General features: G+C 60.7%; 15 protein-coding genes and 2 riboswitches. Of the genes, 8 read left to right on the top strand and 7 right to left on the bottom strand.

Going from position 1 to position 21070, the window contains the following annotated elements:
- Positions 1-103 precede the first annotated feature (103 nt).
- The 4 genes from BK659_RS15945 to cobW form a co-directional block, all read right to left on the bottom strand.
- Positions 104-706 (bottom strand): vWA domain-containing protein, encoded by a 603-nt coding sequence (locus tag BK659_RS15945; protein WP_259740273.1) that lies wholly within the window; start codon positions 704-706, stop codon positions 104-106.
- Between the two features lie 53 nt (positions 707-759).
- Complete coding sequence (locus tag BK659_RS15940; RefSeq protein WP_123425962.1) at positions 760-1767, bottom strand: magnesium chelatase ATPase subunit I; 1008 nt, start codon at positions 1765-1767, stop codon at positions 760-762.
- A gap of 184 nt (positions 1768-1951) precedes the next feature.
- Positions 1952-5839, bottom strand: coding sequence for a cobaltochelatase subunit CobN (gene cobN / locus BK659_RS15930; protein ID WP_123425960.1), 3888 nt, complete (start codon positions 5837-5839; stop codon positions 1952-1954).
- Positions 5840-5842: 3 nt separating this feature from the next.
- Positions 5843-6916 carry a cobalamin biosynthesis protein CobW gene (gene cobW, locus BK659_RS15925; protein WP_123425959.1) on the bottom strand — a complete coding sequence of 358 codons (1074 nt, stop codon included), beginning with the start codon at positions 6914-6916 and terminating at the stop codon, positions 5843-5845.
- A 98-nt stretch (positions 6917-7014) separates the two neighbouring features.
- A riboswitch (cobalamin riboswitch) is annotated at positions 7015-7225 on the bottom strand.
- A gap of 186 nt (positions 7226-7411) precedes the next feature.
- Positions 7412-7637, top strand: a riboswitch (cobalamin riboswitch).
- A gap of 100 nt (positions 7638-7737) precedes the next feature.
- Between cobW and BK659_RS15920 the strand changes: the two genes are divergently transcribed.
- The 4 genes from BK659_RS15920 to cobM all read left to right on the top strand — a co-directional run bounded on the left by BK659_RS15920 (position 7738) and on the right by cobM (position 9880).
- Positions 7738-7929, top strand: coding sequence for a CbtB domain-containing protein (locus tag BK659_RS15920; RefSeq protein WP_123425958.1), 192 nt, complete (start codon positions 7738-7740; stop codon positions 7927-7929).
- Between the two features lie 11 nt (positions 7930-7940).
- Entirely contained in the window at positions 7941-8642 is a 702-nt protein-coding gene (locus tag BK659_RS15915) for a CbtA family protein (RefSeq protein ID WP_123425957.1), read from the top strand.
- On the top strand, positions 8639-9052 hold the full coding sequence (locus tag BK659_RS15910) for a cobalamin biosynthesis protein (protein WP_123425956.1): 414 nt from the start codon (positions 8639-8641) through the stop codon (positions 9050-9052). The genes BK659_RS15915 and BK659_RS15910 overlap by 4 nt, the downstream gene beginning before the upstream one ends.
- Before the next feature lie 81 nt (positions 9053-9133).
- Positions 9134-9880 carry a precorrin-4 C(11)-methyltransferase gene (gene cobM, locus BK659_RS15905; protein ID WP_123425955.1) on the top strand — a complete coding sequence of 249 codons (747 nt, stop codon included), beginning with the start codon at positions 9134-9136 and terminating at the stop codon, positions 9878-9880.
- A gap of 172 nt (positions 9881-10052) precedes the next feature.
- Here the strand turns inward: cobM and nfuA are convergent, their stop codons facing one another.
- Both nfuA and BK659_RS15895 read right to left on the bottom strand, forming a co-directional pair.
- Positions 10053-10637: a Fe-S biogenesis protein NfuA gene (gene nfuA, locus BK659_RS15900; protein WP_007946504.1), complete on the bottom strand. Its 585-nt coding sequence runs from the start codon at positions 10635-10637 to the stop codon at positions 10053-10055.
- Between the two features lie 110 nt (positions 10638-10747).
- Positions 10748-13039, bottom strand: coding sequence for a fatty acid cis/trans isomerase (locus BK659_RS15895; RefSeq protein ID WP_123425954.1), 2292 nt, complete (start codon positions 13037-13039; stop codon positions 10748-10750).
- A gap of 155 nt (positions 13040-13194) precedes the next feature.
- Between BK659_RS15895 and metH the strand changes: the two genes are divergently transcribed.
- Both metH and BK659_RS15880 read left to right on the top strand, forming a co-directional pair.
- A complete protein-coding gene (gene metH / locus BK659_RS15890) occupies positions 13195-16905 on the top strand; it encodes a methionine synthase (RefSeq protein WP_123425953.1) in 3711 nt (1236 codons plus the stop codon).
- 194 nt (positions 16906-17099) lie between these two features.
- Positions 17100-17318, top strand: coding sequence for a DUF2970 domain-containing protein (locus tag BK659_RS15880; protein ID WP_123425952.1), 219 nt, complete (start codon positions 17100-17102; stop codon positions 17316-17318).
- 7 nt (positions 17319-17325) lie between these two features.
- On the opposite strand, the gene BK659_RS15875 is transcribed toward BK659_RS15880, so the two are convergent.
- The gene (locus BK659_RS15875) at positions 17326-18411 is read right to left on the bottom strand and encodes an ABC transporter substrate-binding protein (protein ID WP_123425951.1); all 1086 of its coding nucleotides are present in this window, start codon (positions 18409-18411) and stop codon (positions 17326-17328) included.
- A 520-nt stretch (positions 18412-18931) separates the two neighbouring features.
- Here BK659_RS15875 and BK659_RS15870 point away from each other — a divergent pair.
- Both BK659_RS15870 and BK659_RS15865 read left to right on the top strand, forming a co-directional pair.
- Positions 18932-20590 (top strand): nitrite/sulfite reductase, encoded by a 1659-nt coding sequence (locus BK659_RS15870; RefSeq protein ID WP_123425950.1) that lies wholly within the window; start codon positions 18932-18934, stop codon positions 20588-20590.
- Complete coding sequence (locus BK659_RS15865) at positions 20574-21068, top strand: DUF934 domain-containing protein (RefSeq protein WP_123425949.1); 495 nt, start codon at positions 20574-20576, stop codon at positions 21066-21068. Before BK659_RS15870 ends, BK659_RS15865 begins: the two co-directional genes overlap by 17 nt.
- The last annotated feature ends 2 nt before the right edge of the window (positions 21069-21070 follow it).

Raw genomic sequence — 21070 nt, 5'->3', positions numbered from 1 at the left:
TCCCTGAAAGATCGCAGCCTTCGGCAACTCCTACGCCGACCGTATCACGACGGCGTACGCAATTCTGTAGGAGCTGCCGCAGGCTGCGATCTTCTTGCAAGCACTACAGATCGTCGATGTGCCGATACTCAGCCTGCAACTCGGCGGCCAGGGCTTTAGCGCGCCCGAGCCGGATGGGCCCGCGCTCGATATCCACCAGCATACCCGGACATTGGAGTTGCGCCAGTGCAGGCCACTCCTTGAGGCGGCCATCGGTCAGCAGCAACAGCCGTTGTTGCTCTGCCGGAAAACGCTTTTGCCGTGATGTCAGCCAATGCGCTGCTTCAGCCAGCGCGGCAAACAACGGCGTGCCACCACCCGCACCTAGCGCGACGAGCCAGTCGCGCAGGCTGGCCGAGGCTTTCAGACCTTGCACCTGCCACCTCGGCGCAACACCGCTGGCGGTCAACAGCGCCAGTCGCACGCGTTGGCGATAGGCGTCATCGAACACTTGCGCCAACAAGCCTTTGGCATCGCTCAGCGCCTGATGACGACGGGTCGAGGCCGAGGCATCGACAATCACCAGCCACAACTCATGGGGCGAACGACTGCGCAGATGAAACAGCAGATCTTCGCGCTGACGCGGGCGGCCGTTGAGCAGCGTTCCAGGCCAATTGACCGAGCCGCCGCTGGTGGTTCGACGCTGGCCCTGCCTGCCGTTTTTCAGGTGTCCTGCACGGGGTTTGGCATTCGCCCCCGCGTCAGATCGAGGGCGAATGCCTAGGGCTTTTTTGGCCAGCTCGGCACTTCACGACGGGCACCGGTGGGCAATGCCTGAGCGGGCATTTCACCCCATTGACCCTGGCCTTCGCCGGGCTTCGGTTGTTGAGTCGCGGACGAGTCTGGCGCGTGGTTCTGGCTCGGCGCAGACGGCGGTGTGTCGCGACGACGATGGCGCAGGGCAAACTCGGCGACCGCGTCGATATCATCCTCGCTGATCGCCCCGGCCCCACGCCATGCCGCATGGGCGCGAGCGGCACGCAGCCAGACCAGGTCAGCGCGCAAGCCATCGACCCCGGCGGCAAAGCACCGCTCGGTGATCTGTGCCAGCGCCTGATCGTCCAGAGGAATGCTCGTCAGTGCCACACGGGCGTGTTGGCAGCGTTCACGCAATGCCTGCTGCCGAGCTTCCCATTCGGCGCAGAAACCCTGGGGATCACTGTCGAAATCCAGCCGGCGACGGATGATCTGACCGCGTTCAAGCGGCGCAGTGTGACCACTGAGCACGACGTTCAAACCGAAACGGTCCAGCAGTTGCGGACGCAGCTCGCCCTCTTCCGGGTTCATGGTGCCGATCAACACAAAACGCGCCGAGTGCCGATGGGAAATGCCGTCGCGCTCAATCAGGTTGGTGCCGCTGGCGGCGACGTCGAGCAGTAAATCCACCAGATGATCGGGTAGCAAATTCACTTCATCGACATACAACACACCGCCGTCGGCCTTGGCCAGCACACCGGGGGAAAACTGCACACGGCCTTCGCCCAGCGCGGCGTCCAGGTCGAGGGTGCCGACCAGCCGCTCTTCAGTCGCGCCCAAGGGCAAGGTGACGAACTGCCCGCTGGCGAGCAGATCCGCCAGGCCACGGGCCAATGTCGACTTGGCCATGCCCCGCGGGCCTTCGATCAGCACACCGCCGATTTTCGGGTCGATGGCCGTCAGGCACAGCGCCAGTTTCAGGGCATCGGCGCCGACCACGGCGGAGAGGGGGAAATGCGGGGTGTCGGTCATTTTGGGGTCTCGATCATGGTCAGTCATTACTAGGGAGTAAGCACCAATGCCTGTCAGTTAAAGAGCACAACCTGTGGGAGCGAGCTTGCTCGCGATAGCGGTGGATCAGTCAACATTGATGTTGAATGTAACGCCGTTATCGCGAGCAAGCTCGCTCCCACATTGGGCTTGCGTCGCTGCTGATCTAGCCGTCTTCTTCTATATCCAGCAGCAAATTCTCCAGCGCCTGCCGATACTCGCCCGGCTCCCGCCACATCCCGCGCTGCTGAGCTTCGAGCATGCGTTCGGTCATGTCGCGCAAGGCGTGCGGATTATGCTGCTGGACGAACTCGCGGGTCGACGGGTCAAGCAAATACGCGTCGGCCAGCAAGGCGTACTGATGATCGTCGATCAACTGCGTAGTGGCGTCGAAGGCGAACAGGTTATCGACAGTCGCCGCCAGTTCAAAAGCGCCTTTGTAGCCGTGCCGCTTGACCCCGTCGATCCACTTCGGATTGGCCGCCCGGGAGCGGATCACCCGGTTCAGCTCTTCCTTGAGTGTGCGGATCTTCGGCAAGTCTGGCTGACTGTGGTCGCCATGGTAGCTCGCCGCCGCTTCACCGCTGAGGCTTTCGACGGCGGCGAGCATGCCGCCCTGGAACTGGTAATAGTCGTTGGAATCGAGCAAGTCATGCTCGCGATTGTCCTGGTTTTGCAGCACGGCCTGAACTTGGCTCAAGCGCTGGGCGAACTGCTCGCGGGCTGCCGTACCCTCATCGGAACCGCCGTAAGCGTAGCCGCCCCAATTCAGGTAGACCTCGGCCAGATCCTCGCGGCTCTGCCACAAACGGCCATCGATCGCGCCCTGCACCCCAGCGCCATAAGCACCGGGTTTGGCACCGAAAATCCGCCAACCGGCCTGTCGTGCTGCGGCGTCCTCATCCAGTCCGGACTGGATCAGCGCTTCACGTTCAGCGCGAACCTTGGCCGCCAAGGGGTTCATATCGTCCGGCTCGTCCAGCGCGGCAACCGCTTGCACAGCCGCATCGAACAGTCGAATCAGATTGGCAAAGGCATCGCGGAAGAACCCGGAAACGCGCAAGGTCACGTCCACTCGCGGCCGGTCGAGCAGACTCAGCGGCAGAATTTCGAAGTCGTCGACCCGCTGACTGCCCGTGGCCCAGACCGGACGCACGCCCATCAACGCCATGGCTTGGGCAATATCATCGCCGCCGGTGCGCATGGTCGCCGTGCCCCACACCGACAACCCGAGCTGGCGCAAATGATCGCCGTGGTCCTGAAGGTGCCGCTCAAGAATCAGGTTCGCCGACTGGAAACCAATGCGCCAGGCGGTGGTGGTCGGCAGGTTGCGCACGTCCACCGAGAAAAAGTTGCGCCCGGTGGGCAGCACATCAAGACGTCCGCGACTCGGCGCGCCGCTGGGACCTGCCGGAACAAACCGGCCGCTGAGCGCATCCAGCAAACCGCGCATTTCTGCCGGGCCGCAGGCGTCCAGTCTTGGAGCAACCACTTCACACAGGTTGTCGATGATTGCTTTCACATCAGACCAACCTGCGTCCTGTGGGAGCGAGCCTGCTCGCGAAAGCGCTGGGTCAATCGACATCAATGTTGAATGATTAACCGCTTCGCGAGCAGGCTCGCTCCCACAGGGACCGGGCTTGGCTTGAGACGGGTTCAGTAGCTCGAGCTCGGTATTCACAGTCTGCGAGATCAGTTGAGTGGCGAACAATTCCAGACGTTCACGGGTATCGCCCGCCGTACGCCAGGCCTCATCGCTAAGCGATTGCAGCTCTGCCGGTCTTGGACCGACCCAAGGGTCGGCCAAAGAACAATCCAGCGGATCAAACCCCAGCATGAAAGCCTTGGCCAACGCCCGAAGCAAACTCGATTGCGCCCCACGCCCGTCGCCACGCGGAATCCGCAGCAACGCCAGCAAGGTGTCAATGCGCAACCGCCCGGTCGGCGACTCGCCGAAGATATGCAGGCCATCGCGGATCTGCGATTCCTTCAAATCACACAGATACGTATCCAGACGCGGCAACCAGATCGCTGCATCTGCGTCGCTGTCGAGTTTTTCGTCGAGCTGCAACTCGCGGTCGATATGGGTTTCACGCACCAGATTGAGGATGTCGCGCTGTAACTCGCGAGCCCGCCGCGGGTCGAGCAACTGGGCTTCGTAATACTCGTCAGCCAACAGCTCCAGATTGCGCAACGGGCCATAGGTTTCGGCGCGGGTCAGCGGCGGCATCAGGTGATCGATGATCACCGCCTGAGTCCGACGTTTGGCCTGCGCGCCCTCGCCCGGGTCGTTGACGATAAATGGATAGATGTTCGGCAGCGGCCCGAGCAACGCATCCGGCCAGCAGCTTTCGGACAAGCCGACACCTTTGCCCGGCAACCATTCGAGGTTGCCGTGCTTGCCGACGTGAATCACTGCATGGGCGCCGTAGGTTTGGCGCAACCAGAAGTAGAACGCCAGATAACCATGAGGCGGCACCAGGTCCGGGTCGTGGTAGACCGCACTCGGATCGACCTGATAACCGCGCGCCGGCTGAATGCCGACAAAGGTCAGGCCAAAGCGCAGTCCGGCAATCATCATTCGCCCACTGCGGAACATCGGGTCGCTTTCAGGCGTTCCCCAACGTTCCAGCACCGCAGCACGGTTGGCTTCGGGCAAGGCATTGAACATCGAGAAATAGTCGTCCAGCGCCAGGCTTTGCTGACACGGGCGCAGGTCGATGCTCTCCAGGTCATTGCTGACCCCGCCGAGTAACTGCTGAATCAGCGCAGTGCCGCTTTCCGGCAAATCGGCGGGCAACGGATAACCTTCGGCCTGCAGCGCTCGCAGGATATTCAACGCTGCCGCCGGCGTGTCGAGGCCCACGCCGTTGCCAATTCGTCCGTCGCGAGTCGGATAGTTGGCGAGGATCAGCGCAATGCGTTTTTCGGCATTGGCCACCCGCGCCAACTCGACCCAGCGCCGCGCCAGTTCGGCGACAAAGTCCATGCGCTCGGGTTGCGGTCGATAGCAGACCACGTCGGACTGACTGCGCTCACTGCGCCAGGCCAGGTCCTTGAAGCTGATCGGTCGGCTGATGATCCGTCCATCGAGCTCCGGCAAGGCGATGTGCATCGCCAGATCCCGTGGGCCAAGACCTTGCTCGCTGGCGCGCCATCCCGGTTCGTTGTCCTGGGCGCAGATCGCCTGGATCACCGGAATATTGCGCCGGAATGGCCGCAAGTGCGGCGCTTCGGGGCTGGATTGGGCGAAACCGGTGGTGTTCAGAATCACTGAGGCCTGCACCTCATCCAGCCAATCCTCGACCACCGTCAGGCAGCCGGGCTCTTTCAAACTGGCCAGCGCAATCGGCAGCGGATTCAGTCCCGCCGCCTGCAAGCGCTGGCAGAAAACATCGATGAAGGCGGTATTCGCCGCCTGCAAATGCGAGCGGTAAAACAACACCGCCGCCACCGGTTGATCAACCTGCCAGTCGGCTTGCCAATCGCCCAGTGTCGCGTTGCTTTTGTGGGGGTGGTAAATCGCGGTGCGCGGCAAAACCTGCGGTTCGGCCCACGGGTAATCGCGGTCGAGCCAGCGACTGGCCAGGCAGCGATACAAATCCAGCGCATTGCCCATACCGCCCTGACGCAGGAAATGCCAAAGCCGCTCGCGGTCTTCGACAGGCACCGTGCTCAGATCGCTGAGCTCCGGATCGGGACGGTCATCGCCCGGCACCAGAATCAATTGCACACCGCGTTGCGACAGCTCCACCAGGCGTTCGATGCCATAGCGCCAATAGGCGATCCCGCCGTGCAGCGAGATCAGAATCACCTTGGCGTGGCGCAGCACTTCGTCGACATACATGTCGACCGAGGCGTGATTCTGCACCTGCATCGGGTTAGCCAGGCGCAGGCTCGGGTAGTCCTCGGGCAACTGCTGCGCAGCTTCCGCGAGCAGCGCCAGGCTGGAGTCGCCGCTGCACAGAATCACCAGCTCGGCAGGGGTTTGGCCAAGGTCGGCAATGTTGTCATCCGAGACGAAACCGCCGGGCTGGGTCCTGAGCAGGTGCATGGATTAAACGCTGAGCGCAGCGCGCAATTGCGTTTCGAGCAAGGCGGCGTCCAGTTGCTGACCGATCAGCACCAGACGTGTGCTGCGCGCTTCGTCTGCGGCCCATTGACGGTCGAAGTGCTTGTCAAAACGTGTGCCCACGCCCTGGATCAGCAGGCGCATCGGCTTGTTCGGGATCGCGGCGAAACCCTTGACCCGCAGGATGCCGTGCTGGACCACCAATTGGGTCAGGGCATCGAGCAACAGGCTTTCGTCGGCTTGTGGCAGCTCGATGGAAATCGAATCGAAAGCGTCGTGATCATGGTCGTCATGATCGTGATCGTCGCCATCGTGGTGATGGTCATGGTGGCTGTGACGGCTGTCGATGTGTTCTTCGGAGCCGGCACCCAGGCCGATCAACACGTCCAGTGGCAGACGACCGCTGCTGGCCTCGATGATTTTCACCGCTGGCGGCAGTTCTTCGGCGACTTCCAGGCGCACTTTGGCCAGATCCGCCGGGCTGATCAGATCGGCCTTGTTGAGGATCACCAGGTCGGCGCTGGCCAGTTGGTCGGCGAACAGCTCGTGCAGTGGCGATTCGTGGTCCAGGTTCGGGTCGAGTTTGCGCTGGGCGTCGACCTGATCCGGGAATGCGGCGAAGGTGCCAGCGGCCACGGCCGGGCTGTCGACCACGGTGATCACCGCGTCCACGGTGCAGGCGCTGCGGATTTCCGGCCACTGGAAGGCTTGCACCAGCGGCTTTGGCAGGGCCAGGCCAGAGGTTTCGATGAGGATGTGGTCGAGGTCAGCGCGACGGGCGACCAGTTCGCGCATCACCGGGAAGAACTCCTCCTGAACGGTGCAGCACAGGCAGCCGTTGGCCAGCTCATACACGCGGCCGTTGGCTTCTTCTTCCGTGCAGCCGATGGAGCATTGCTTGAGGATTTCGCCGTCGATACCCAGCTCGCCGAACTCGTTGACGATCACCGCGATGCGCCGGCCCTGGGCGTTATCGAGCATGTGTCGCAGCAAGGTGGTTTTGCCCGAGCCGAGGAAGCCGGTAACGATGGTGACGGGAAGTTTGGCCAGTGTTTTCATCGGATGCCCTTTGGCTAGGTGGCGGGCATACGGGACGACAACCGGCGGCGCTTGAGCGCGCGGATGAGTTCGCCACCGGATCACCCCGCCCGGTTGTAGTGAGAATCTGTGTCGAGGCAGGTCTCCTGGCTGACGGTGGGCCGGTCTTTCGACTGGCGACTTCTGCGCCTTCCCGCACCTCTTGCCAGAGCGTGCAGTGGCATGGCAGAAACCAAACCGTTCACAGTTGCGGGGGCAGCCGCGGCATTGACCGCGTTCCCTTCTTAGCTTCGGCGCATGCGCCAAAGAACCTCGAAAGCGCAAGGCTACGCATCGCATCGGGGCGGGTCAATGTTCACCTGAGTGGTGTAGCGGCTGTGATGACGCCATCGCGAGCAAGCTCGCTCCCACAAGAGCGCCACCGAACCTGTGGGAGCGAGCTTGCTCGCGATGGCGGCACCTCGGTCTCGCGTTGAGAACGCATGCCAATTGACGCCCCGCCCTCGCCCATGCTCTCCTACACGCCTTGTTACGGGTGCCCTTCACAGGGTGAAACGGGAAACCGGTGAATCATGTGCTTTACTCAAAAGCCATGTCAGTCCGGTGCTGCCCCCGCAACGGTAAGCGAGCGAAGAATCAGATCCACTGTGTCAGCAGTTCGGCATGGGAAGGCGATTCTTGCAGGTTCGGCGAATGCCAGCCCCTCGTGAGCCCGGAGACCGGCCCGCAACACATAAATAACAAACCCGCGGTGGGCGGGCGCTGTTTTAGCCTCTGCGTGCCTGGCTCGCGGGGGTTTTCATGCGCTCGATTCACCCACTGACTGACCAGAGGGAAGCGCCATGTCGATCATCAGCAGCACTCGCCACGCCACCGCCAGCACCACGTCCACCCTGAGCCAACGCCTCGTTGCCGCTATCGGCGCATCGATTCTGGGCGCTAGCCTTGTGTATTTCGCCGGTTTCTCGCACATCGACGCGGTGCACAACGCCGCCCACGACACCCGTCACAGCTCTGCCTTCCCGTGCCATTGAGACCTGCTGACATGATCAAGCGTATTGCGCAAACCGCAGGCTTCACCGGCTTGCTGGCCGCCCTGCTGCTGACCTTGCTGCAAAGCTTCTGGGTCGCGCCGCTGATTCTTCAGGCGGAAACCTACGAAAAAGCCCCGGCGACTGAAGTCCATGAACATGCCGAAGGCGCCATGGCGGGCCACACCCACGATGCAGAGGCTTGGGAGCCGGAAGACGGTTGGCAACGCGTGCTGTCGACTACCGGCGGCAATCTGGTGGTCGCCGTCGGTTTTGCACTGATGCTCGCCGGTTTCTACACCTTGCGCGCACCGACCCGCACCTCTCAGGGCCTGCTCTGGGGGTTGGCCGGTTATGCAACCTTCGTCCTGGCACCAACCCTGGGCTTGCCGCCTGAGTTGCCGGGCACTGCCGCCGCAGACCTGGCGCAACGGCAGATCTGGTGGATCAGCACCGCAGCCTCCACCGCCGTCGGTATCGCGCTGATCGTGTTTGCCCGGCACTGGCTGCTGAAGGTGCTCGGCGTCGCCATTCTGACCGTACCGCACATCGTCGGCGCGCCACAGCCTGAAGTGCATTCGATGCTGGCCCCGGAAGCCCTCGAAGCTCAGTTCAAAATCGCTTCGCAGCTGACCAATGTCGCGTTCTGGCTGGCCCTGGGCCTGATCAGTGCGTGGTTGTTCCGCCGCAAAAGCGAAGGTCAATACCACGCATGAGTGAAACGGGCGCAGCGCCGACCCTGGTGGTCGGCCTGGGTTGCCAGCGCGGCTGCCCGGCCAGCACGCTGCGCGCGTTGCTCGATCAGGCGTTACAGGCTCATCACATCGAATTGCAGGCGATCAAGGCTTTGGCCAGCATTGATCTGAAACGTGATGAGCCCGGTCTGATCGAATTGGCCGCACAACTGGCGCTGCCATTGCTGTACTTCAGCAGCGAACAATTGGCCAGCTATCAACCGCAACTCAGCCATCACTCGCAAATCGCCTTCGAGCGCACCGGTTGCTATGGCGTTGCCGAAAGTGCTGCGCTGGCCCTCGCCGAACAACTGGCGCAGGCGCCGGCAAAATTGCTGATCCCGCGACAAAAATATGCCCAGGCGACGTTTGCATTGGCCGGCGCTGCGTAAAATCCCCGATAATCCCCGCCTTCGATCATGAGCAATCTTCATCTGAAGCCTTGCTTTGACAATTTTTCACAGGAGCCGGCCATGACCGTCTACTTCATTGGCGCAGGTCCCGGCGACCCGGAACTGATCACCGTCAAGGGCCAACGGCTGATTCGCAGCTGCCCGCTGATCATTTACGCCGGCTCGCTGGTGCCTGAAGCCGTACTGGAAGGCCATCAGGCTGAACAGGTGGTCAACAGCGCCGAATTGCACCTGGAACAGATCATCGAATTGATCAGAATCGCCCATGACAAAGGCCAGGATGTGGCGCGAGTGCATTCCGGCGATCCAAGCCTGTATGGGGCGATCGGCGAGCAGATTCGTTACCTGCGCAAGCTGGGCATCCCGTTTGAAATCATCCCAGGCGTTACCGCCACGGCCGCTTGCGCAGCGCTGTTGGGCGCCGAGTTGACGCTGCCGGACATCTCGCAAAGCGTCATTCTGACCCGCTACGCCGACAAAACCGCGATGCCGCCGGGCGAAGAGTTCAGTAGCCTGGCCCAGCATGGCGCGACCATGGCGATTCATCTGGGGGTCAATCACCTGGGAAAAATCGTCGCTGAACTGCTGCCGCATTACGGCGCGGACTGTCCGATTGCGGTGGTTCACCGGGCCAGCTGGCCGGATCAGGATTGGGTGGTGGGGACGCTGATGGACATCGCCGAAAAGGTTCAGGCCAAGGGGTTTCGGCGTACGGCGCTGATTCTGGTGGGTCGGGTGTTGGGCAGTGACCCATTCAGCGAGTCGTCGCTGTACCGCGCCGGGCATGCGCATCTCTACCGCCCTTAGGCCCTCATCGCGAGCAAGCTCGCTCCCACAGTAGATCTTCAGTGAGCACAGAACTTGTGTGCGACCAGAATCAAGGTGGGAGCGAGCTTGCTCGCGATGGCGTCAGTGAATTTCACCCACAAAAAACGGCGCTCACGGGGCGCCGTTTTTTTGTTCGCAGTGAACGCCTTGTTTAGTAGTAGGCGTTTTCTTTCTGCGTGTGGTCGGTCACGTCACGTACACCCTTGAGCTCGGGAATACGCTCAAGCAGCGTGCGCTCGATACCTTCCTTCAAGGTCACGTCAGCCTGGCCGCAGCCCTGGCAGCCGCCACCGAACTTCAACACGGCGATGCCGTCTTCAACCACATCGATCAGGCTGACCTGACCGCCGTGGCTGGCCAGCCCCGGGTTGATTTCGGTTTGCAGGTAGTAGTTGATGCGCTCGTTGACCGGGCTGTCGGCGTTGACCATCGGCACTTTGGCGTTTGGCGCCTTGATGGTCAGTTGGCCGCCCATGCGGTCAGTGGCGTAGTCGACCACGGCATCGTCCAGAAACGCTTCGCTGAACGAGTCGATGTAAGCGGTGAAGCTTTTGAGCCCCAGCGCAGTGTCTTCAGGTTTTTCTTCGCCCGGCTTGCAATAGGCAATGCAGGTTTCGGCGTATTGAGTGCCAGGCTGGGTGATAAAGACCCGAATGCCAATCCCCGGGGTGTTCTGCTTGGAGAGCAGATCAGCCAGATAATCGTGGGCGGCGTCGGTAATGGTAATGGCGGTCATGGAAATTCCTCGCAGGCTTGGGCGCAGTTTACGCCAATCATCGCGCCGGACAAAGTCCTAGTATTTTCGTCGGGAAAGAACCGGTTGCCTCAAGGGCAACCGGTTGTCGATCACAGGTTTTCGTAGCGATTCATGTCCAGTACGCCCTCTTCCACCGGATCGGTTTCGTGGATGTATCGGCTTAGATCGTGGAAATACTGCCAGAACTGCGGGTGGCTGCGACGAATGCCCCAGCGCTCGACGATTTTCTCGAAGCCCTGGGCGTCCTTGGCATTCTCCATCTCGGCAACAAACTCCGGCACTTGTTCAGCGGGAACGTTGAACATGAAGTTCGGGTAGCTGCTGAGCACACCGGGGTAAATAGTCAATGTGTCCAGCCCCGGCTGATAGCGCAGTGCCTCGCCGAGCAGGAACGCCACGTTGCTGTGGGCGCGGTTGCGCAGCAGGCTGTACACCTCGCGCTTGCCGCTGCGACTTTCGATGCGCAGCATCGTCGTTTCCGGCAGTTGATCGATTACCTTGAGCCCGGCCGCCGGGCGCGATGTCAGGCGGCTCAACGCCTGCTCGGCATTCTGTAAGGCCGGATCGATATTGGGCCGTGAGCAATAGGCGCCGTCGCAGCGGTTGATCGGATCAGGTCGGGCGTTCAGGTCACCGTAACGCATCAGCAATTGCTGGGCGAAGTCGCGTTTCGGGTCTTTCTCGTCAAGAACCAGCGCGGTCGGCTTGTCGTTGTCGATGCTTTCGTAATCCATCCACATCTTGAATTTGCCGCTGCTCTGATACCAGTCGTCCAGATACCCGTCACGCGAATCGGCCGGCATCAAGCGCAGGAAATTCTGCTCGGCGCCGTTACGGATCAAGTCGAAATACAGTCGGGTCTGAGCCTGATGGGAAACGTTACCGAACACATCGAAGTTGACCGCCAACTGATAATAGGTGCGCTCCAGCAACGGGAAGTCGAACAACCACATGGTCTGCGGTACATCACCAATCAGACCCTTGTTCACCGAGGCACTGTCGAAATGCCGGAAAATGCTCAGCAACGCGTTGTCGTTGCCGGCCCACAAGGTCGACCAACTCGGCGCTGGCGCATCGGCGTAGGTGTCACGACGCAAGGCTTCGTACTCGTTACGCTTGTCGCGGTAGGCGTGCCAAAGACTCAACACACTGCCGACATCGTCATTCTGACCGGGCATGGCCAGCAACGGCGTGGCTTTGCCGCGATATGCCGGATCGGTGATGTACAGGTCGTGTTCTGGCGCCTGGAAGAACGCCCAGAAGTTGTCGCGAATCACGTCGGTTGCAATCTGCCCACGACAGACCGGGCCACGGATAAAGGTGCGCACAAAGTATTCGGCGTTATCGAGCATGAACTGATAGCGCGCCTGCGCCGGGATTGCCTGGAAGGTCTCGAACGGGTTGGCACGGCGTTCCGGACCATAACCGGGCAAGGCGTGGACCTGCCAGTTGCCGTTGTAGAACAGGGTTTTGATCCGGGCCATTTTCGCCGAGCTCAGCGGATAGGTGATGTGCGTCTTGTGCACGATCACCCCTTGCACCGGCCACAAGCGGTAATACACCTGAGTGCCCGGATCATCGTTCGGGCGGCGGCTGTTGATCAGGTCGATCGGTTTGCCTGTCGGGGTGCGTGAACGCACCCACTGGAAGAAATGCCCCGGTTCGCCGTCCTTGAAGTAGATATGCGCCAGAAACCAGTGCTCGAACAACCAGCGTGCCACCAGACTTTCACGGGCGCCCGGTGCGTTGAGCAGGTTTTCCCACTGCACCACCTGCAAGGCTTCCCTGGCGCTGGGGACCAGACCCTGCTGGTCGATCGGCGCACCGGAGGCCAGCCAGCGTTGCAGTGTCTGATACTGCTGATCGGTCAGCCCCGTCACCGCCAGCGGCATCCCTTCTTTCGGATGGGCGCCGGCATAGGCCTCAAACTCCCCCGGCATCGGGCACATGTTCTCGCGCTCGAGCCCCAGCACGATCTCTTCCGGCAGCTTGGCGTTAGGTTGCAGCGGGGTTCTGTGTCCCAGCTCAAGCATGCGCGCCATCAGCGCAGCCTGACTGCCCTGGGCGTCGAGTACCGAGTAGAAGTCCTTGCGTTGCCAGGCCGCTTTGCCAAAGGCGTCATAAAACAGCCGCGTCGGTTCCGACGCCTTGCTGCGTTCACCAGCGTAGACCGGGATCTTGTTCGCGCCACGCGCCGCACCTTCGCCACTGCCCAGATTGAGCTGACAGGCGGCGTCGTAGCAGGCATGGCAGGCCACGCATTTTTCAGTGAAGATCGGTTGAATGTCGCGGGTATAGGAGATCGTCGGCGCCGTGCCTTGTGCTGTGGCGACACTGCTTATAAGCAGCACAAAGAGGCTGATGAAAACGCGATTCGACATATCCCTGGTCCCGATCATGAAAAAACGTCGCGATTCTACCGTCCTGGCCCAGCCATCAACATGAGCGATATTCATGCAAAAACAGCTCATGCTCTAAAAGCGCACAGGTTTGCTATTATTCCGGCCCTTCGTAATGGCCTTACCAGGTAGTCCTAATGTCCGATCGCAGCGCTCGCCTACACGTCCTCAAGCAAGCCCTCAAAGAGCGCATCCTGATTCTCGATGGCGGCATGGGCACAATGATCCAGAGCTTCAAGCTCGAGGAGCAGGACTACCGTGGCAAACGCTTTGCCGACTGGCCAAGCGACGTCAAGGGTAACAACGACTTGCTGGTACTGAGCCGCCCGGACGTGATCGGGGCGATCGAGAAGCAATACCTGGATGCCGGCGCCGACATTCTGGAAACCAACACCTTCAACGCCACCCAGGTATCCCAGGCCGACTACGGCATGCAGGGTCTGGCGTACGAGTTAAACGTAGAAGGCGCACGCCTTGCACGCAAGGTGGCAGACGCCAAGACCCTCGAAACCCCGGACAAGCCACGTTTTGTCGCCGGCGTCCTGGGCCCGACCAGCCGCACCTGCTCGCTGTCGCCGGACGTGAATAACCCTGGCTATCGCAACGTGACCTTCGATGAACTGGTGGAGAACTACACCGAGGCCACCAAAGGCCTGATCGAGGGCGGCGCCGACCTGATTCTGATCGAAACCATTTTCGACACCTTGAACGCCAAAGCTGCGATCTTCGCCGTGCAAGGGGTGTTCGAGGAACTCGGTTTCGAGCTGCCGATCATGATTTCCGGGACCATCACCGATGCCTCCGGCCGCACCCTGTCCGGCCAGACCACCGAAGCCTTCTGGAACTCCATCGCCCACGCCAAGCCAATTTCCGTTGGCCTGAACTGCGCCCTTGGCGCCCGCGAGCTGCGTCCGTACCTGGAGGAGCTGTCGAACAAGGCCAGCACCTACGTGTCGGCGCACCCGAACGCTGGCCTGCCGAACGAATTCGGTGAATACGATGAACTGCCGGCGCAAACCGCCAAGGTCATCGAAGAGTTCGCCCAAAGCGGTTTCCTGAACATCGTCGGCGGCTGCTGCGGCACCACGCCGGGACACATCGAGGCCATCGCCAAAGCCGTCGCCGGCTATGCGCCACGGCAGATTCCGGACATTCCCAAGGCCTGCCGCCTGTCGGGCCTGGAGCCGTTCACCATCGATCGCAGTTCGTTGTTCGTCAACGTCGGCGAGCGGACCAACATCACCGGCTCCGCCAAGTTCGCCCGGCTGATCCGTGAAGACAACTACACCGAAGCCCTGGAAGTCGCCCTGCAGCAGGTCGAAGCCGGCGCGCAGGTGATCGACATCAACATGGACGAAGGGATGCTCGATTCGAAGAAGGCCATGGTGACCTTCCTCAATCTGATTGCCGGCGAGCCGGACATCTCTCGCGTGCCGATCATGATCGACTCCTCGAAATGGGAAGTCATCGAAGCCGGCCTCAAGTGCATCCAGGGCAAGGGCATCGTCAACTCCATCAGCATGAAGGAAGGCGTCGAGCAGTTCATTCACCACGCCAAACTGTGCAAACGCTACGGTGCTGCCGTGGTGGTGATGGCTTTCGACGAAGCTGGCCAGGCCGACACCGAAGCGCGAAAAAAAGAAATCTGCAAACGCTCCTACGACATTCTGGTCAACGAAGTCGACTTCCCGCCGGAAGACATCATCTTCGACCCGAACATCTTCGCCGTCGCCACCGGTATCGAAGAGCACAACAACTATGCGGTCGACTTCATCAACGCCTGCGCCTATATCCGTGACGAACTGCCCTACGCGCTGACCTCGGGCGGTGTGTCCAACGTGTCGTTCTCGTTCCGTGGCAACAACCCGGTGCGTGAAGCGATCCACTCGGTGTTCCTGCTGTATGCGATCCGCAACGGCCTGACCATGGGTATCGTCAACGCCGGTCAACTGGAGATCTACGACCAGATCCCGGCCGAACTGCGCGACGCGGTCGAAGACGTAGTGCTCAACCGCACCCCGAATGGCACCGACGCCCTCCTCGCTATCGCCGACAAGTACAAGGGCGATGGCAGCGTCAAGGAAGCCGAGACCGAGGAATGGCGCGGCTGGCCGGTCAACAAGCGTCTGGAGCATGCGCTGGTCAAGGGCATCACCACGCACATCGTTGAAGACACCGAAGAATCCCGGCAGTCCTTCGCCCGGCCGATCGAGGTCATCGAAGGCCCGCTGATGTCGGGCATGAACATCGTTGGCGACCTGTTTGGCGCCGGCAAGATGTTCCTGCCGCAGGTGGTGAAATCCGCCCGCGTGATGAAGCAGGCGGTTGCGCACCTGATCCCGTTCATCGAACTGGAAAAAGGCGACAAACCGGAAGCCAAGGGCAAGATCCTGATGGCCACGGTCAAGGGCGACGTGCACGACATCGGCAAGAACATCGTTGGCGTGGTGCTCGGCTGTAACGGCTACGACATCGTCGACCTCGGCGTGATGGTGCCGGCAGAAAAAATCCTGCAAGTGGCCAAAGAGCAGAAGTGCGACATCATCGGCCTGTCCGGTTTGATCACGCCTTCGCTGGACGAGATGGTCCACGTGGCCCGCGAAATGCAGCGCCAGGATTTCCATCTGCCGCTGATGATCGGTGGTGCGACCACCTCCAAGGCTCACACAGCGGTGAAGATCGAACCCAAGTACAGCAACGACGCGGTGGTCTATGTCACCGACGCCTCGCGCGCTGTTGGCGTGGCGACCCAGTTGCTGTCCAAGGAACTGAAGGCCGGTTTCGTCGAAAGAACCCGCGAGGAATATGTCGAAGTCCGCGAGCGTACGGCTAACCGCAGTGCCCGCACCGAGCGCTTGAGCTACCCGGCGGCGATCGCCAAGAAGCCGCAGTTCGACTGGAGCAGCTATGAGCCGGTCAAGCCGACTTTCACTGGCGCCAAGGTGCTCGACAACATCGACTTGAAGGTGCTGGCCGAGTACATCGACTGGACACCGTTCTTCATCTCCTGGGACCTGGCCGGCAAGTTCCCGCGCATCCTCCAGGACGAAGTGGTCGGTGAAGCCGCCACCGCGCTGTACGCCGATGCCCAGGAAATGCTCGCCAAACTGATCGACGAGAAGCTCATCAGCGCTCGCGCGGTGTTTGGCTTCTGGCCGGCCAATCAGGTGCACGACGATGACCTGGAAGTCTATGGCGACGACGGCAAGCCGTTGGCCCGCTTGCATCACCTGCGCCAGCAGATCATCAAGACCGACGGCAAGCCGAACTTCTCCCTGGCCGACTTCGTTGCGCCGAAAGACAGCGGCATTACCGACTATGTCGGTGGTTTCATCACCACCGCCGGGATCGGCGCCGAAGAAGTCGCCAAGGCCTACCAGGACGCTGGCGACGACTACAACTCGATCATGGTCAAGGCATTGGCCGACCGCCTGGCCGAGGCCTGTGCCGAATGGCTGCACCAGCAGGTCCGTAAAGATTACTGGGGTTACGCCAAAGACGAGACCCTCGACAACGAAGCGCTGATCAAAGAGCAATACACCGGCATCCGCCCTGCCCCCGGCTATCCGGCCTGCCCGGACCACACCGAGAAAGGCACGCTGTTCGCGCTGCTGGATCCCGAGGCCAGCGAAATGCACGCCGGTCGCAGCGGGGTGTTCCTCACCGAGCACTACGCGATGTTCCCGGCGGCGGCGGTCAGCGGCTGGTACTTCGCCCACCCGCAGGCGCAGTACTTTGCCGTGGGCAAGGTCGACAAGGATCAGGTGCAGAGCTACACCGCGCGTAAAGGCCAGGAACTGAGTGTGAGTGAGCGCTGGTTGGCGCCGAATCTGGGTTACGACAACTAAGTTGCTCTGTTAGCCACAATACTGTGGCCAACAGAATCCCCTGTGGGAGCGAGCTTGCTCGCGATGAGTACCTTTCAGTCAACATTGATGTCGACTATCAGTACGCTATCGCGAGCAAGCTCGCTCCCACATTTGATTTGTGCATGCCGTGGATTGTCTATGCTTGCCTCATACACACCGGTGACGAGGGATTTATGGACGATCCAGTCGACAACAAACCACCCAGCTTCTGGCAGATGCTGCACAGCGTGATAGCGGCGGCATTTGGCGTGCAAAGTGGCAAGAACCGCGCCCGCGACTTCACGCACGGCAAGCCCAGCCATTTTGTGCTGCTCGGTATTCTGTTCACGGCGGTCTTTGCGCTGACGCTGTTCGGTATCGTCAAACTGGTCCTGCATCTGGCCGGGGTTTAGCCCGACGTTAGTGCATCAGTGCTTGCAGGCTGAACGGATAGCGATAACTCAGCGGACAGCCCTTGGCCGAAAGGCTGCGAAAGTTCACGCCGTAATCCTGAGTGTCCCCTATGGCCAGCAAGCGTTTGGCCTGCGCCCGGTCAATCAATTGCAACAGCGGAATCTGCCGATCACGGCCACCATATCGTTCGACGTGGACGCCCTGATCATAGTCATGCAACTCCACCAGCGCCCAACCGCCCAGACTGAAATGGCCGCCCAGCAATACGCTCAGGCGACCATCAAGCAACGCCTGCAAAGCTGCCGGAGAGGTATTGACGGCGCTGAACAGCGCGCCTTTGCCTGGCGTGCCACCCGCCTCTTGATAAGCCTGCATCGCCCCGAACGCCATTTCATCGTTGGCGGCCCAGATCAGCGACGTCTTCGGATAGCGCTTGAACAACAATGTCGCCTGCTCATGGACGCGCTGACGGCTCCAGGCGCCGTACACCAGTTGTCGCAAATGCACCTCGGGGTGCTCGCGCAACGCCCGCATCAGGCCCTTTTCACGCAACTGCGAGGCCGGCGTGATTTTCAAACCGGCAAACGCCAGCAACTCGAGTTTCTGGCCTGGGGCGACCGGAGGATGCAGGCGGATCAACTCCTTGAGCATCAGGTAACCGCCCTCCTCATCGTTGGGCACCAGGCTACCGAGTAAATTGGGGTATTTTTCCTCGCGATTGCCGAGCAACGCCAGTTGATCGGCGTTTAGCCCGCTATTGACGATAAACAGCTTCACGCCGCTGCCCTCGGACAGCCGCAAAATTTCCGGCGCAACATATTGCTCGTTGGCAAACACCAGATAGTCCGGCCGATTTGGCCCTTGCAGGGCTTCACGAGCCTGTTTGATCGTGGTTTCAGGCTTGCGCTCGGAATACTGTATCTGCAGGTCCATGCCCAGATCCCGGGCGGCGGCCTGCATGAATTGCGAATAGCTGAGCCAAAAGGTTTCCGCAGAGGTGCCGGGGCTCAGGAATAGCACCGACGCCGCTTGAGCGCCCGAGCCATAGACCGTGCAAACCGTCAGTAACACCCCATAGAAAAACTTGAACATTGAATATCCGAGCCCCGGAAATTAGCGCGCATTATAGCCGGCGAAATGCTGGCAAATCGCAATTAATTAGCGTTTTGTCCGACAATCTTCGGAACAGGGCTCGGTCACGCTTACCTATTGATGGCTGACCCAGAACACCGCAGTGCCCACTACCAGGATGATCAGGAACAGAATTGCCCATGCATCGACAGTGCTATCGCTTTTCCGTGCTTTGGTTGGGTTGCTCATTGCATCGCCTCTTGTCGGTTTTATCGGTGATTGCATAAAGACTCGAGCACAGTTAAGTAGAGGATTGCCCGCACCACAAATGTGGGTAAGACAATAACCAGTCTCATTAGTCGATTTGGTTCTTTACATATACTCAAACATCACTTTTGCGCATAAACGCAAACTGGTATCTTGCCTCGGCTCCGTGGGGAGTGCGCGGCCGTGCGCGCAGAATTGCCAAGGCAGTATCGGAATCAAGCGAGCGAAAAGCGCAGCTGTTCCTGATTGGCCCAAGCCTGAGAACAGGACCTATATGTACGTATACGACGAGTACGATCAGCGGATCATCGAGGACCGCGTCAAGCAGTTCCGTGATCAGACCCGACGCTATCTGGCAGGCGAGCTGAGCGAAGAAGAATTCCGCCCCCTGCGCCTGCAAAATGGCCTTTACATCCAGCGCTTCGCCCCGATGCTGCGGGTTGCCGTGCCTTATGGCCAACTGACTTCGCGCCAGACGCGAATGATGGCCAAGATCGCCCGCGACTACGACAAGGGCTACGCCCACATCAGTACCCGGCAGAACGTACAGTTCAACTGGCCGGCGCTGGAAGACATTCCGGACATCCTGGCTGAGCTGGCTACCGTGCAAATGCACGCGATCCAGACCAGCGGCAACTGCTTGCGCAACGTCACCACCGACCAGTTCGCCGGTGTCGCTGCCGACGAGTTGATCGACCCGCGTCCCTGGTGCGAAATCGTCCGTCAGTGGACGACCTTCCACCCGGAATTCGCCTACCTGCCGCGCAAGTTCAAGATCGCCATCAACGGTTCGACGTCGGACCGCGCAGCCATCGAAGTCCATGACATCGGCCTTGAGCCCGTGCACAACGCGGCTGGCGAGCTGGGTTTCCGCGTGCTGGTCGGTGGCGGCCTCGGTCGTACACCGGTGGTCGGCGCGTTCATCAACGAATTCCTGCCGTGGCAAGACCTGTTGAGCTACCTCGACGCCATCCTGCGTGTGTACAACCGCTATGGCCGTCGCGACAACAAATACAAGGCGCGGATCAAGATTCTGGTCAAGGCCCTGACACCTGAAGTCTTCGCGCAAAAAGTCGATGCGGAAATGGAACACCTTCGCGGTGGCCAGACCACGCTGACCGAAGCCGAAGTGCATCGCGTCGCCAAGCACTTCGTCGATCCGGACTACAAAGTCCTGGACGATCAGACGACAGAGCTGGCTGATCTCGACAAGCAGCATCCGGGCTTCGCCCGCTGGCGCACCCGCAACACCCTGGCTCACAAGAAGCCGGGATATGTGGCCGTGACCCTGTCACTCAAACCAACCGGCGTTGCGCCGGGCGACGTGACCGACAAGCAACTCGATGGCGTTGCCGACCTGGCCGACCGCTACAGCTTTGGCCAGTTGCGCACCTCCCACGAGCAGAACATCATTCTGGCTGACGTCGAGCAGAGCCAGTTGTTCGCCCTGTGGGGCGAACTGCGCGAGCAAGGTTTCGCTACGCCGAACATCGGCCTGCTGACCGACATCATCTGCTGCCCGGGCGGCGACTTCTGCTCCCTGGCGAACGCCAAGTCGATCCCGATCGCTGAAGCCATCCAGCGCCGTTTCGACGACCTGGACTACCTGTTCGACATCGGCGAACTTGACCTGAACATCTCCGGCTGCATGAACGCCTGTGGTCACCACCACGTCGGCCACATCGGCATCCTCGGGGTGGACAAGAAAGGTGAAGAGTTCTACCAGGTGTCCCTCGGCGGCAGCGCCAGCCGCGACGCCAGCCTGGGCAAGATCCTCGGCCCGTCCTTCGCCCAGGACGACATGCCGGATGTGATCTCGAAGCTGATCGACGTGTACGTGGAACAACGGACCGAAGACGAGCGCTTCATCGACACCTATCAACGTATCGGCATCGACCTCTTCAAGGAACGCGTCTATGCAGCGAATAATTAAGAACAACGAGGTCATCGACGAAACCTGGCACTTGCTGCCCAAGGACGCGACCTTCGACGGCATTTCCAACTGCGACGACCTGATCGTGCCGCTGGCTCTGTGGCGCGATCACGGTCACGCCCTCAAGGCTCGTGATGGCGGTCTGGGTGTGTGGCTGGACGCCGATGAAGAAGCCGAAGAAATCGGTGATGACGTCGCGCACTTTCAGGTCATTGCCCTGAACTTCCCGGCCTTCACCGACGGGCGCAACTACTCCAACGCCCGCCTGCTGCGTGACCGCTACGGCTTCAAGGGCGAACTGCGGGCAATCGGCGATGTGCTGCGCGATCAGCTGTTCTACCTGCACCGCTGCGGTTTCGACGCTTATGCATTGCGCGCCGACAAGGACCCGTACGAAGCACTTGAAAGCCTCAAGGACTTCTCGGTGACCTACCAGGCCGCCACGGACGAACCGCTACCACTGTTCCGTCGCCGCTGATC

The sequence above is a fragment of the Pseudomonas brassicacearum genome (assembly GCF_003732225.1).
GTDB classification, from domain to species: domain Bacteria; phylum Pseudomonadota; class Gammaproteobacteria; order Pseudomonadales; family Pseudomonadaceae; genus Aquipseudomonas; species Aquipseudomonas brassicacearum_E.
This window is presented reverse-complemented; position numbering and strand designations above follow the sequence as displayed.